Raw genomic sequence first — 14,943 nt, 5'->3', positions numbered from 1 at the left:
GGTTAATGGCTGGACGTAGTAGGGGCCGCCGACTGGACCAACAGAGGTTTATTTACTGGAAAAGCAAAGCGGTTGTTTCGAACGGGAAGCGTAGATGGCCCTTCTATTTTCATCAGGTACAAAAAAAAGGGGTAGAACGAGTCTACCCCTTACAAACCGAGTTATGGATTGAGTATGATCTTGTGAATTCTGACCTGACTCCGTTCCTCTACCCGTAGCATATACACGCCAGCACCAGCAGTACCTTCCACCTGAATCAGTACCGTATTATTCGATTCAGCTTTACGCAAAATCGGTAAGGACCGACCATCTACCGTGGAAAGACTTACCTTCGCTTTGACGGGCTCATCCAGGCGTACGCGGAATGCGGAACCCTGTACCGGATTAGGATAAGCCATATACTCTCCGTCGATGTTCACGGATTGTGGGCGGTACGGGTGCGGAGTACCATCCAGATCCAGTTGGACTAACCGGTAATAGCTCGTGCCCCGATAAGGATTCTGGTCAACCAGACGGTAGGTGTGTACCTGCGTGCTGGTGCCCGCTACCTCGTGGATTTCACCTACTTTTTCAAACGTAACCAGGTCAAGACTCCGTTCTACCGTGAAGCCTTTGTTGTTCAGCTCGCCAGCAGTTTTCCAGTTTAATTCTACCGTTTTATTTTCCAGAGCTTTTGCCGTAAAGCTAACCAGACTCACGGGCGTTGGGCTTTCGCAGGAAAGAGCTGGTCCATTATAAACAACGGTAGCGGGTAGCTGTTCGTACATCAAATCATAGTTCGACTGATTTGAAGAGTTAAGCGGGAATTGAGCTACAGCGTTAAATAGGGCCATTATATCATTGCTTTGACCCTGGTAAATGACCGAACCGTCCAGATTGACATCTCCTGCATTATAGGCATCGTAAACGTAGCTAGGACTACTGAAAACGTTACCCGGAGCAGTCAGTACCGCCGACTCAACACCCGCTCCGTCATTGTCAGCACCCTCGTACTTCACTTTACTGGGGGACGTATTTTTCGCATTTCCCCACCAAAGGGCCGCTTTGCCTGGGGTATTGGCCAGAGTACCCAGATTAGCTCGTTCAGCACCGTCATAATTCAAAGGCGTAGTCAGATTGTAAACGTCAAGGTTGGCATTGGTAAAGTCTACCGCCGAACCCAGAGCTACGGGCGTAGCCGTCATAACACCCAGGTGATTTCGGTGACGAATGCTGACGTAATAATTTCCGGGAGGTACCGTAAAACGCAACGGTGTTGTACCATCCGCTGCTTCCGTTACCTGGCCATTCTGAAGCAATAATCCCGGACGCGAAGCAATGAGCTGTGTGTTATCCTGGGGATTGCGAAGCTCGATAAGGACCCAGTCAATAACCGCCGTACTACCACTACGGGCTAATACACCAGCGTTGGTGGTGGTATTATTCGTCAAAGTAACCGTGTAACCTAGGCCAGAATAGGGCTCCGAGGTTGGGAAATAAGACTTGCTACGGAGATCATCACGCATAACTGCGGGCTGAAGAAAACCGCCTGATCCCACATTTTGCATGGCACCACCCAGGAATGCAGATACGGGCACCTGCGTTTCCGGGCAATTGGTGGGTACGGGTGAGGGTCCAAAGGGAATCGTAACCGTGGCGGGCGTGGGATCGGGCTGTCCGGCGGCATCTACGGACGCATACGTAAAGCTGACACTAGTGACGCCGTCATTCGGGTCGATCTGGAGTAAGGCCGGGTTGTAGTTGGGAATAGTCTGGTTGGCCGTAACGGGCTGTCCATTGTAATACAACGTGGCATTGGTAGGCAGCGTGCTAATAATAAACGTTTTTCCACTACCTAGTGCACCATCTTCAGGGTCGGAGCCACTCAATGTCGGCACAACGATACGGCTGCTACCGCCTGGATCGGTCTGGGTTGAGGCCGTAACCGCATTGGTTTCGGGTAACTGATTCACCCCAAAGTTTGCATTGCTTACCGGTGTCGTTCCAACATTGATTGCCAGTACACCATCGGGAGTGCCATCACTACCCGCACCCGTTCCCAGGTATTCTCCGGTATACACCGCATTCGTAAGCGAAGCCGTAGGGGTAGGAGAGCCAACCGTCGTCGGTGCATTGGTTAATACTACCGAATACGTAGTGTTCACATTGACGGCGGGGAACAGATAGGTACCGTCAGAAGCTACAGGTATGCTGGCAACGACTACCCCATTGTTGACCAGATTGGCATACAAGGTATTCGAGCCAAGGGTATTCGTAGGCGTTCCGTTGACCGTATTGTCTTTCAGTCCATTCGCATCATTCAGTACGCTACCGCTCAAGGCAACGGTTACCTGTTCAATCACTACGGAATAATCTTCTACTTCACCCGTATTGGCATCGCCCGTGGGAGTGAGGATTTCGGAAGCATTGTAGGCCAGGCGTAACCGAACATAACTGGTGCCGGCAACGCCGCCCGTTAGTCCAGTCCAGCTAAGGTTTACGGAAGTAGCATTCGGAGCTACGGTAACAGGAGCAGAGCGTTCATTGGCGTCAAAAACACCATTCCGGTTGAAATCAATCCAGCCGTAAAGCGTGGCGGCGGTGTTAACAGAGGTATTCGAATTCCGAACACTGATTCCATTCAGCGTGTAGGTTGTGGCCAGGTTGGTCAGGCTGGGCAACGTTCCACTGATGGCATCTTCGTCATTAATACCATTCGTATTATCGCCTGTAGCCTGACTATCGTAACCATCGCTTTCGGCGTCAACTACTGCACCCAGCGTAAGGCCGGATGAAAGAATATGGGCTGGACCCGTGTTGGCATTCAGGGTACCATAGGAAGCCGGAGCATCGCCATGATCGGCACTGACACCAATAGAAATATCATCCAGTGCAAAGTCATTTCCGTACGTACCCGGTAACTGCTGATTGTTGACAAGAGCAATGGTAACATTCGGACTCGTTGCCGTGAAAGACATGGTGTACTGGTTCCAGGCCCCGTTGCTCCACGCAATGTCACCCGTGGTGGTGGTAGCTAAAAGCGTGCCGGTGGTGGGGTCAGTAGCATTCACGATAAGGTTCGGCTTTACGGCAAAGGGGCCGCTTACGTTAGTCAACTCGGTAGCCCAGAAGGAAACGGTATAGGAAGTTCCTAACGTAAGACCCGTAAACTGTCGGCGGAATACTTCATCTTTGATAAACCCTCCGTTATAGGCTACATAATAGCCCCCTTGATCACCCGGCGTGTGGTCAGAACTGGCCGTAGGACTGGTTACGTTACCCGGATCAGCCATGCCTTGCCAATGTAAAATAAAAGCGTTTCCTAAGGTGTACGTACCCGCCATAACGATGGCATTACTGCCCTGGTTAGCATAATGATAGTTGGTGTAGCCGTTAGGGAGTACGGGTCCTATGGAGGGCGATTGCACACCAGAAGAGCCAAACGTTTCAATGTACGGAGTGGAAGGGGAAACCGTAAGCACCGTTGACTGCGTATTGGCGATGTTATACTCTAGATAAACCGTCTGATTAGCGGCCACCGTAACCGTAGCCGTACGCGTAGCCAGATCAACTGCGACGGTACCACCCGAAGTGCGAATGCTGGTAATGACGTAATTAGCTGGTAGGGCTGGAAGTGAAACCGTATACGTACCCGCTGCTACATTAAAATGAGCGGTATTCGTGAAGTTATCCGTACGGATTGTCAGATCATCAATCCAGGTGCCATCTTCCGTACGCTGGGCCAAACGGGCCAGTTCATTCGTTTGTCCATACGACCGAATCTGGGGTGTAGTAAAAGGTAAATCGCCATCACTACCCGCAGAAATACCTCCGGTGAAATACCGGTTGTTGCCCATGTTTTCGGGTGACAGCACGCTACTATTGGCCGCATTGGCATCACCAACGAAAGTGCTCGTAGTTGGATCGAATCGATACGTACCATAGTTGCCGCTACCCGTCACCCAGAGTGATCCATCGGCGGCAACAGTTACATCACTGAACAGTTGGTCGGCCGTGTTTCGGAATGGCCCGGCCGTCGTTCCGGTGGTAGGATTGTATTCGTAAAGATCCCCCCCATTGGTAATGTACCACACATGACCATTCGGGGCAACGTCCAGACGAACGCCCAACACATTGTTTATTTTTGTCCAGGTCGATCCTCCGTCGTAGCGGTATAAATCCCCTTGAGCTCCGGCTCCTGCCATTACGTAGACCTCTGTACCATTGGCATTCGCTCCAACGTCCTTTACCTCGTTAATGCCAGGGATTTCAACAAAGTTACCTCCGGTACTGTTGAAAAGGCCTCCGGGCTTATTAACCACCCAGATCCGGTTGCTCAAATCTACGTCAACCCGTTCCGCTGCTCCTGGTATCTGGACCCAGGTTGTACTGCCCGAATCCAGGTAATAAATGCCCCCTTCGTTGGTATAACCTGCTTTGAAATCAATAACGGCAATGCGGTTATTGCCGTTTACCCCAATATCCTGAATAGGGGTATAATCCGGGGCGTCCCGTAGGGTAAACGCACCTAGTGAACCGGTAAAATTAAAGTTTTGAGCAACCGATTCACTCTGGGCTTTGGCCTGCACAATAATCTGTTGAGCATGCCCCTGTCGAGCAATGAATTGACCGACTAGTAATAATGCAACTATTTTTCGCATAGTGTAATGGGAGTTATGCAGCTGTAACTGTCAAATAATCAATGGTTTAATGAATGAAAAACCTGATGCTGATCCGTTGATCAAATCGCCTAGAATAGGGGATTTCTAGATAAGTTTTAAACTAACGGAGTCCTCTATATGACCGTTGAAACTCATCGTTGAACACGCCAGTAAATCATGCATTTGTGTACGGAGATCTGGCCATAGTTATCCTACACAGGCTAGTAATGAGCTTGTGGAGACTACAGAAGAATTTTTGATTTCACTTCGAAACAAAACACCATACAGCTCCTGAAAATGGATGCTTTTCGGAACTAAAAGCGTTAACTAAACCCTGCGAAAGCCAGTCGAATAGCTGGAATTCGGGTATGGATGTATTCAGAAGTAGAATCAAGAGCAGGTACAACAGACACAAGACGCCTACTGCCAAGCGAGTAAGCCCGTGTCTGAACGTTACTTTGGCAAACAGATGTGCTTCATTGCGTGCGAACAAGGCATTTTCTATCGGAGATGCAGAAAAGGAAAAATGCGATGTTCCTTTTCTTTCTATCCGAATGATAAAGCAGTGCCTTAAACAAGGCAATAGGGGAGAAAATCAGAAGTAGTTATTGAATCATTCAGTAAGAGAATTAGGTTGACGGAAATAATTAAAAGTGCGGAGTAATACCTTTTGTAATAAATTAGAAAGAGATTTTTGAATAGGGTTTACAAGTCCCCCAAGCTTACTCATGTAAACTCGTAGAAGTAGTGTCAAGGTGGAATTTTAGTGATCGAACCAGAATAGGCTGGCACGAATAATGATTCAATGGGTTAATTCAGTACAAAGTAATATTCACTAACAGAAGTGATGTTTACTAACTAGAAAGGGGATAATGCATAGAATTGCTTTACTCAGTTTTGTTTTACAAATCACTACCATTTGATAATTATATCATATAGTAGTACTTGAAGAAATAATGTAGTATTTATTTATGAAATCATGTAGTATTAATACTAATAATACCTATGATACTGATTAAGTAAACTTAATGATTTCGGTTAGATTGCCTGATAAGCCTATCCAATCGAACGCCTTGTTGTATCGTATCCTGTATGGATGTGCTTTTCGCGATTCTTTCCTGGATGGTCTGCTTTGTACGGGAGTCCTGTCGGATCATCCGAAGTGTAAACGCTTCAAACCCGGTAGCCAGCTCGAAAACGAAACGTTTTTCGGTGCGGATTACCGGGTTTGTATACGTTGTTAAAGGAAATTGATTCGGGACTATCCAGTCCTGAACGAACTATTGCACAAAGGCAAATTCCTCCAGGGGCAGTCGCACCTTCTTCAGGTTCGCGTAGGGATCCTGTTCGGCATCGCGGTAACCTAGCGATAACAGGACTACACTTTTCAACCCCTTCGCTGGTAAACCCAGCAATTGGTCCAGTTTTTCATGATTGAATCCTTCCATAGGAGTCGTATCTATTTTCAACTCAGCCGCGGCGATGAGGCCGGTTCCCAGTCCAATATACGCCTGCCGGGCCGCCCAGCTAAAGTTGGCTTCGGGTGTTTGAGTCAGCATGTGCGTTTCCAGGGCTTGTTTAAAACCCGATAGTTGTTCAAGGGGCATTTCACGAACGGCTGCCACGTGGGCCATGTAGTCATCAATGTTGGCCTGAGTTATAGTTTCGAAAGCAGCAAAGACGAGTAAATCAGAGGCTTCCAGAATCTGGGCGTTGAAGGAATCTTTGGCCAGCTCTTCCCGAATGGCCGCATCTTTCACTACAATTACGCGGTACGGTTGCATGCCGGTGGACGAGGCACTAAGGTTGATAGCATCCAGAATGGTCTGAATGGCTTCGTCAGACACTTTTTGGTTATTGTACTTTTTGACTGCGTATCGCCAGGTAAGATTTTCTTTGAGAGACATGATTTAAATCCTTTTTGTTTCGAGGCAAATTTCTGGGACACTTGGTTTACTTTTGTCATCAACTAACTAAAAGTAATGGTGACATTTAGGTAACCAGCTCCAACATTCATGGACCACTCCATCATAGATAGCAAGGCCTGTTTTACTACACCCCATGATGCTCAGGCCTGTAACAAACGAATCATGGCCATCCACGATACCCTGTACGTACTAGGCGGTAAATGGAAGATTTCGATTATTACCAGTCTGGGTTTTGGCAAGAAACGGTACTCGGAATTACTCCGGGAAGTGAAAGGCATTTCCGGCAAAGTCTTAAGCCGGGAACTGAAAGAAATGGAAACCAACCTGCTGATCAAACGGACCGTGCTGGATACCCAGCCCATAGCTGTGGAATACGAACTTTCCGAGTACTGCGAAAACCTGTTACCCGTGATCTACAATCTGGCCGAGTGGGGGACGGAGCATCGGAAAAAGATTGTCAGTGTACCGTAGGTTTGTCGGGTAATGGGTTTGAGGTTTAAAGGGGAAGAACGCGGCTGACCTGGGGCGTGCCAAGAAGAGGTAAGATCTCCTTTCGTACGGAACCAGAGAGTTCTAAATTGATTGGTCCGGGACGGGCGGATGCTCTGGAGGTACTGATAAATTTTGATCCGTCTATACTGTTTTAAAGGTCGTGGGTAGGGTTTTGTGGTACAGGGTTTTAACCTGATAAAGAGGCTGGCATGTGTGTATTTCTCGGGATGGCTATCCAGGGCACGCATGCTTAAATCTTTACAGGATGGGAACTATCTTCCTCCTACGGGGTTAGGGCTAAAACTCAGTTTAAATCATCGCACTGTATGCAGTGGATCAATGACGCTTTAAATGTTCTGCTGGTTGAGCAGGAACACTACGTGGAATTCTCGCTCAAAGCAAAACTTCTGTTGGTCTTTCTCCTGATTCTGATCGTCGCTATTCCTTTTCTTCTTTAACTTTTAGCATCCGTTCAATCGGCTCGCAATGGGATTCAAAACCTAAAGTCGCCGTCCATTTTAAGGAAGATTCCTGCGTCGTGATACTCAATACAGGAATCAGCTCTTGACTGCCGCGGGTAGGGAAGTATCTGCTAACGTACGGGTTCTGGACCATTTACTGATTAGTTCATCCAGCACCTTTCAGCGAATGAATGCTTGATGAGTTCATTCGTTCTTCAACAACCAATCCTATGAACATTGGCTTTCTCGGTTTAGGAAACCTTGGTACCCCCATTGCGGAGAACCTCTTGCAGAACACGCAGCAACTGTATGTGTACAATCGCACGGCCGCTAAAGCACAACCGCTGGCGGCTCAGGGTGCCGTCATTTGTACTTCGGTAAAAGAACTGGCTACGCGGTGTGATGTAATTTTTACCCTGGTTTCAGACGATGCTGCCCTTCAGGCCGTTACCGCGGGCGAAGCAGGCATTGCCGCAAATCTGAAAAAGGGCGGTGTTCATGTATCCTTAAGTACAATCCTGCCCGCCACAGCCACCTCGTTAGCTCAGTTACACGACGAACACGGTTCTCACTACATCGCCTGTGCCATTCTGGGCCGGCCGGAAGCGGCCCGGGCGAAAAAACTGAACCTGCTGGTATCGGGTAATACGGACGTCCTTGAAACCATCAAACCCGTCCTTGAACAATGCGGAGCCGCTAATATCTGGGCGTTTGGACCCGAAGTAGGAGCGGCGAATGTCGCCAAACTATGCTCAAATTTCCTGATCGTCTCCGCAATGGAATCCATGGCTGAAAGCATTCATCTGGCCCGGCAAAGCGGCATCGATGCCGAACAATTGATGCACATGTTGACCCAAACGCTTTTTGCTTCACCGGTATATTCGACGTATGGTAATAGCTTATTGAAAGAAGCTTTCTTACCCGCCGGTTTCACCTTAAAGCTCGGCCTGAAAGACGTAAATCTTATCAACGAACAAGCCTCAACGGTAGGGGTTCAACTGCCCTTCGGTAAGAAAGTACAGGAATTAATGAATCAGTGCGTAAAGCAGGGACTGGGCGAACACGACTGGACGGCCATTGCTCTGGCCTCCCGGTAACAAAGGTTGGCGGGTCAATCGCCGAAACGGTTTTCACAGATCGTAAGACGGAAACAGGGTACGAATAAAAAAGGGCTTTCTTCACGAGAAAGCCCTTCGAACGTTTATGCAGAAGAGATGGCTTACTGATTGGCCTTGGCCGAGTTGATCATCGCTGATAACTCCGAAACAGCAGCTTCGTTGCCTCCCGAGAATCCCGTTAATTTATAGCGAATGCGGCCCTTTCCATCAATCACAAACTTCGCAGGAATGCCATTTACGTTAAAGGCGGATACCGCTTCATTCCGCTTCGTCTTTGCATTTTTGATGTCCATGTACAGATCTAAATCGTAGTGATTAGCCTTCAGGTATTCCTGAGCTTCGGCGGTTGGATTGCCTTGCCGTTCCCAGGTATGGATAAACAGGAATTTCACCTGTGGATCCTGCCTGTATTTATTCACTACCATTTGCATGGCGGGGAAAGAAGCTTTACATGGACCGCACCATGTCGCCCAGAAATCAAGCACAATCGTCTTTCCTTTAAAATCGGCCAGCGATACCTGTTTGCCCGAAGCGTCCGTAACGATGAATGAGGGAGCGGGCTCATTAATCATTAATTTGGCGGCCTCCGCTTCGTATTTACTCGTTAATTTCTGGTCGAGGGAAGCCAGGTATTCCTTCTCGTTTTTTCCTGGATAAAGCTTTTTGTAGATGGACGCCAGTTCCGCTCGTACGGTTGAGTCGGCTAAACCACTGGTTACCGTCTTTTCCAGTAATGGAAAGGCTTGCTGATAGTGACCACGCTTACTTAACAGAAGACCGTAGTTTTTGATTAAAGCGGGACTTTTTCGCTCTGAAGAGGTGTATACTTCGTGCAAGTACGTATACGCTTTTTCATAGTCTCCATTCTTAGCTAAAATTTCGCTGTACAAACTCAACAGGCCATTAAGGGTGTTTTTCCGATGATTTACTGCCCGAGCCGACGTATCGGTAAGAGTTTTCACCTCCCGAAGGGACGCTAACTCCTGGGTGATTAATTGTTCGGCTTCTTTACTATCATAAGTAGCCATGGTACTGGCAACGCTATGAACCGCGGTAGGCTTAAACAAAGGCGACTTCACTTTATTCAGGTAAGCCAGTACTTTAGGCTTGTTCCTGGCCTGGGTATACGTATAGGCTACGGCATAATTGGCCATATCCAAATCAGCCCCCGGAAAATCTTTTTCCATTTGAGCCAGCATGCGTTCCTGGGTGGGGCCATCCTTTTCCGCGTACAGTCGGTTAGCTGCCCTATTACTGGCAATGGTGCCTTTCGGAAATCTCTTAACGGCCAGTTCGACGAGTGAATCTGATTTGGCTGGATTACTTTGGTAAAAATTCAAAAGCGTGAAAATATCCGCTTCCGAACCGCTTTCAAGCTTTTTTAACTTTGACTGAAGTTGAACCGGATCTTTTTCACTTTTGAGTGAATCCAGGGTGGCATTGGTAGGCTGCTGAGCAAACGCCAGCGTACCAGAGAAAATGCCCAGAACGATCAAGACTAGTTTCATAGTGAATTTTTTTGGATGAAAAGGATAGCGTAAAAAATAGAAATGGCCTCTCCTCGGAGGTTTGCCTAAGGTTACTGAACAGCGAAGGACGGTGTAAGCACCGATTCATTATAGGACTTTTATAGGAATGTAGTTAACGTTTCGCTTGTGAGTTAAGCCCTACTGAAAAGTATGATTACGAAAGCAGAGGTATACAGAGCATTTGAAGTAACGGGTAGTTTACCCAACTATCTACCCGTTAGCTGTATACGCTACGTTACGCCTGGTAAGCAATAACGGATATTTCCACGGAGACGTCCTTAGGCAAACGGGCTACCTGAACCGTTTCGCGGGCGGGAAAATCGCTCGTAAAAAATTCGCCATACACCGCATTGACGACGGCAAAGTCGTTCATGTCTTTCAGAAAAATGGACGTTTTAACAATGTTACGGTAGTGCATACCCGCGGCTGCCAGTAATTCACCCAGACTTAACATGACTTGCCGGGTTTCAGCCTGAACGCCTTCCTGATTCGCTGCCACATTGGCCGCTATCTGGCCGGATACGTACAGCACAGGCCCTACCTGAACGGCCTGCGAATACGGACCGATGGGGGCTGGAACATTGGGGCTAAAAATGATTTGCTTGTTCATGATAGCAGTAGTTAAAAGACGAAAAATTAGAATAGACTTAGGTCGGCAAACCCTCCAGGGCTTTGCTGGCGTGGTGGTGAACAACTAGTTGCTGTAAACCCAATCCGGACCAGCTCGCCAACACCATCGGGATGATCATCGGCAGGAGTGAGCCGTCGCTGAAATAACTGACCAGGGCCGAGAAGCTGGCACCCAGGATCATTTGCAGGCAACCGGCTAACGCAGAGGCACTGCCCGCATTTTGCCGGAACGGCAGTAAGGCTAACGTAGTGGCATTCGGGTTAATAAAGCCATGAAATACGAGGTAACTGAAAACCAGCAAAAGCAGGAGCGGAGCCGTTAAAAGGTCCAGGATTCCGAGCAGGCCTAAAAGCAGAGCAAACCCTGCCTGCAGGCGGCCTGCTATTCGTAATAGTTCCGGGGTCGTTTTCCATTGGTGAGCAAAGCGGTTAATCTGGCTTCCGAGTACCAAGCCACCCGCACAGAATCCGAACGCGTAGCTAAAATCCGCCTGCGAAAAATGATAGGTATCCATCAGAAGTTGAGGCGAACCCGCAATGAAGGAAAAGAGACCGGCGGAGGCCAGACCCGCCACCAGGGCATGAACGCTAAAAACCGACGAGGAAAGTACCTGAATGTATTCATTCAGAATCTGCCTTGGCCGTAAGGAAATCGACGCGTCGGCTGGTTTACTTTCCGGTAAGGTGCGAATCACCAGGACCATTAAACTCAGGGACAAAAGAGCCATACTGAGAAAAATAGCCCGCCAGCCCGCCAGTTCCAGAATCAGGCGTCCAACCGTTGGAGCCAGGATGGGGGAGATGCCTAAAATCAGCAACAGCGTCGAGAGAATTCCGGCGATTTCCTGCGGTTGGTACAAGTCCCGCACCATCGCCCGGCTTGCTACCATGCCCACACAACCACCGACCGCCAATACAAAACGCAGGCCAATCAGCCAGTGAACCTCCGTAACATACGCACACGCAACGGCAGCGAGCGAATACAGAAACAGACCCGCCAGCAAGGGCTTTTTTCGGCCAAATCGGTCCAGCAGCGGCCCGCAAAGCAGCTGGCCCACCGCTAAACCCAAAAAGAAACTCGTCAGCGAATAGGCTACTGCCGAGACGGTCGTATGCAATTGCTGAGCCATTACGGGGAATGCCGGTAAATACGTATCAATGGAAAAGGGGGCCAGGGCCATCAGAAGACCCAGCGTGAGGAGCGAAAGCACGGTTGGTTTCATCGGCTCTGAAGTTCGCCCAGGGCTTTAACGAATAGCTGCATCTCCTCGAGCGTACCCAAACTCAGGCGGCACCAGAACGTGCGGTGCATTTCCATCGTTTTTACCCGAATGCCTTTGGCAAGCATTTGCTTCCGAAAGGAGTCCCCCGGTAGGGGTAGAGCCATCAGGATAAAGTTTGCATACGAGGGAATGAACGCGTAGCCCAGTCGGTTGAGCTGGCTATACACGTAGGATTTAACCCGTTCATTCTGCTGTACGTAGTGTAAATGAAAGGCGATGTCGTCGAGTGCTGCCGAGGCCGCATACAAGGCCAGCGAACTGATATTGAGGCCCGTCATGGCATTCACCTGATGGAACGGAGCCAAAAAGTCAGGTTGGGCCAGGAGATAACCCACGCGTAAACCGGCTAAACCAAAGCCTTTCGAGAACGTCCGTCCAATAATGACATTTTTCTTCTGAAGCAGTACACTCACCATACTCTGCGTATTCGCTCCTACGGCTAAATCCAGGTAAGCTTCGTCGATAAAAATGGGTACGCGTGGGGAAACGCTCTCGCAAAACCGCAGTAACGATTGCCCCTCGGTAATACTGCCCGTCGGGTTGTTGGGATTACAGATATAAACCATGCGAGTACGGTCATCGATGGCCGCTTCCATCTGCTCTAAATCGTGGGAGCCATCGCTTCGACAGGCAATGCTTTTGCACTGGGCACCAGTGGCTACTACCGCGTCCAGAAAGAGGGGGAACGTAGGCGAAGGGCAAACCAGGTTATCTCCGGGCTTGAAATAAAGCAGAGCCGTCTTTTCCAGTAAATCCGAAAGCCCTGCTCCCACAAGTACTTGCGAAACGGCCACCCGTTCCCTAGCCGCAATTTTAGCCGTGAGTACGGGCAAATCGCTAAAGACGTAACGATTCGCTAAAGGGAGTGCGGCCAGGATGGCCTGTTGTACGGCGGGAGAAATGCCGTAAGGATTTTCATTCGAATCCAGCCGAAGCAATGTTTGGGCGGGCCCTTCCCTGGAAGTGGATGGCCCTTGAAAGGCTACCGAATGCGGAGCGGGTACAGGAATGGATTTCATAGATTCATGACTAGGCTATGACTACCTAATCGGATTGTTGATGAAGTAAGGAAGTCGCTGGAATCGGGGCAGGATGATAGTATCTGCCCCGATTTCAAGCTATTGTTTAGATTCGGGTAATAGGAAAGCCTTCACGCAATTCGATCCTAGTACCTTTTTCGCCAGACTTTGTACGGACTCTTTGCTGACCTGGTCAATTCGCTTCATCTGCTGGAGAATTTCCTGAGGCGACTGACCGTATTGATGACTGGTAACCAGGTGATTCATCCAATACTGATTATCCTTGAGTTGTAATTCCAGCTGACGTTTACTTTCCATCTTAAACTTGTCTACGTCCGTTTGCGAGGGGCCGGTAATCTTCAGATGCTCTAATAAGTCCAGCGTTTTCGTGGCCAGTTCTTCCACGCGTCCGGGACTAGTACCATAGCTAATGGCTAGTGTATAGCGGGGCTCGGGTAGTTTAAAAGCACTGGCGGAGGCTCCAATAAAATAGACCCCGCTTTCTTTTTCACGAATCTCTTCGACCAGTTTAATATTGAGGATTTCCTTGATAGCCGTCAAATTGATGGCGTTTTCGGGCGTGTAAGGTAACGCTCCGGAATAGATGAATTGAGCCGATGCTTTTTGTTCAATTCCCCGAAAAACGCTTTTAGATACTTGTCCCTCCAGGGGCCGAATGTGAAGATCGGTATACGCTTCTTTTTTCTTCTGAGAAGGTAGGCTGCCCAGGTATTTTTCAAGCAGGGGCTTCAGTTCTTCTACTTTAAAATTACCCACGAAGAAGTAGGTAAAGTCCGACGCGTTGGCAAAACGCTCCCGGTAGATCTGATACGCTTTTTGAACATTAATTTTGTCTACATCCGAAGGCTTTACGGGCATTCGACGCGGATGATACCCGCCCATGACTGCCGTTAACGTATCCCGAAATACATTCTGTGGATTGGGAGTCGCCTGATTTTGCTCAAATTCATCTTTCAGATTCGTCAGAAAACCCTGGATAACGGCTTCGTCCTTACGGGGTAACGTTAACCTGGCGTGCATGAGCTGAAAGGCCGTTTCCGCATCTTTGGGTGCAAACGAACCCGATAGCCCTTCCGCGGTTTCGTTGATGAAGGTAGAAACGTTCACTACTTTTCCCGTCAGGTATTTACGTAGCTGCGTGGAAGAAAAATCGGCCACGCCTCCCTGACTAACCAGGTTATTGGTAAACCGGGCCGTATTGAAATCGTCGTAAAGAGCAGTACCGCCAAAGCTATAGCCCGTGAACAAAATCTCATCGTTTTTGAAATCCGTAGGCTTGAGCACCACTTTTACGCCATTCGATAGCGTCAGCTCCGTTGCATTAATTTCAGGGAGGGGTTTCTCAGCAGTAATTTTACCCGACTTAGGTAGACTGGTTAGCAGGGACTTAGAAACCACTTCATCCACGTAGGCCGTAAGATTTTCGGGAGTATAATCAATCCAGGCTAATAACTGGGCTTGCGTAGGTAACGTAGCTTTTTCTTTTTCGGGAGCCATCACGATAACGGCCCGGTTTTCTTTCGTCAGCAGCGTTTTGGGTAAAGCATTGACTTCTTCAAGCGTAATGCCGGGCAATTCGGCTTTAACAAATCTGGCGTACGAGTCAATACCCATCGAAGTTTCATCGCCTACGAAATCGTACATATACTCCATGGCCAGCGTTTGGGAGGAGGTCTTGTCTTTTTCCTTCAATCGTCTCTCCACGTCTGATCCGAAATTTTGCTTGGCCCGTTCCAGCTCCGTAGCCGTAAAACCAAACTTGGCCACGCGGGCGTTTTCGTCCAGTACTGCTTTCAGCCCTTTTTCAATGCCGCCATTTTTC

The 14,943-nt window shown here is 48.7% G+C and carries 10 protein-coding genes; 3 read left to right on the top strand and 7 right to left on the bottom strand.

Annotation, left to right across the window (positions count from 1 at the left end; genetic code table 11):
• Nucleotides 1-161: 161 nt before the first annotated feature.
• A complete protein-coding gene (locus tag BWI93_RS08005) occupies nucleotides 162-4,640 on the bottom strand; it encodes a GEVED domain-containing protein (RefSeq protein WP_094810012.1) in 4,479 nt (1,492 codons plus the stop codon).
• A 1,280-nt stretch (nucleotides 4,641-5,920) separates the two neighbouring features.
• The gene (locus tag BWI93_RS07995; RefSeq protein ID WP_094810007.1) at nucleotides 5,921-6,547 is read right to left on the bottom strand and encodes an NAD(P)H-dependent oxidoreductase; all 627 of its coding nucleotides are present in this window, start codon (nucleotides 6,545-6,547) and stop codon (nucleotides 5,921-5,923) included.
• A 108-nt stretch (nucleotides 6,548-6,655) separates the two neighbouring features.
• Here BWI93_RS07995 and BWI93_RS07990 point away from each other — a divergent pair, with 108 nt between their 5' ends.
• The 3 genes from BWI93_RS07990 (at nucleotide 6,656) to BWI93_RS07985 (ending at nucleotide 8,618) form a co-directional block, all read left to right on the top strand.
• Nucleotides 6,656-7,039: a helix-turn-helix domain-containing protein gene (locus tag BWI93_RS07990; RefSeq protein WP_199182045.1), complete on the top strand. Its 384-nt coding sequence runs from the start codon at nucleotides 6,656-6,658 to the stop codon at nucleotides 7,037-7,039.
• A gap of 347 nt (nucleotides 7,040-7,386) precedes the next feature.
• Complete coding sequence (locus BWI93_RS28640; RefSeq protein WP_255157770.1) at nucleotides 7,387-7,518, top strand: hypothetical protein; 132 nt, start codon at nucleotides 7,387-7,389, stop codon at nucleotides 7,516-7,518.
• Between the two features lie 233 nt (nucleotides 7,519-7,751).
• A complete protein-coding gene (locus tag BWI93_RS07985; protein ID WP_176454165.1) occupies nucleotides 7,752-8,618 on the top strand; it encodes an NAD(P)-dependent oxidoreductase in 867 nt (288 codons plus the stop codon).
• A gap of 122 nt (nucleotides 8,619-8,740) precedes the next feature.
• Here the strand turns inward: BWI93_RS07985 and BWI93_RS07980 are convergent, their stop codons facing one another.
• The 5 genes from BWI93_RS07980 to BWI93_RS07960 all read right to left on the bottom strand — a co-directional run.
• Nucleotides 8,741-10,147 (bottom strand): redoxin domain-containing protein, encoded by a 1,407-nt coding sequence (locus tag BWI93_RS07980; RefSeq protein WP_094810003.1) that lies wholly within the window; start codon nucleotides 10,145-10,147, stop codon nucleotides 8,741-8,743.
• Between the two features lie 256 nt (nucleotides 10,148-10,403).
• Entirely contained in the window at nucleotides 10,404-10,778 is a 375-nt protein-coding gene (locus tag BWI93_RS07975) for a Rid family detoxifying hydrolase (RefSeq protein WP_094810001.1), read from the bottom strand.
• A gap of 37 nt (nucleotides 10,779-10,815) precedes the next feature.
• A complete protein-coding gene (locus BWI93_RS07970) occupies nucleotides 10,816-12,021 on the bottom strand; it encodes a multidrug effflux MFS transporter (RefSeq protein ID WP_094809999.1) in 1,206 nt (401 codons plus the stop codon).
• The gene (locus BWI93_RS07965; protein ID WP_094809997.1) at nucleotides 12,018-13,100 is read right to left on the bottom strand and encodes a histidinol-phosphate transaminase; all 1,083 of its coding nucleotides are present in this window, start codon (nucleotides 13,098-13,100) and stop codon (nucleotides 12,018-12,020) included. The genes BWI93_RS07970 and BWI93_RS07965 overlap by 4 nt, the downstream gene beginning before the upstream one ends.
• Before the next feature lie 99 nt (nucleotides 13,101-13,199).
• The coding region (locus BWI93_RS07960; RefSeq protein ID WP_176454164.1) for an insulinase family protein at nucleotides 13,200-14,943 on the bottom strand (1,744 nt) is incomplete at its 5' end.

This window comes from Siphonobacter sp. BAB-5385 (assembly GCF_002261125.1).
Lineage (GTDB): Bacteria > Bacteroidota > Bacteroidia > Cytophagales > Spirosomataceae > Siphonobacter.
Note: the sequence above shows the minus strand (reverse complement) of the source record. Positions and strands in the feature narration are given on the sequence as shown.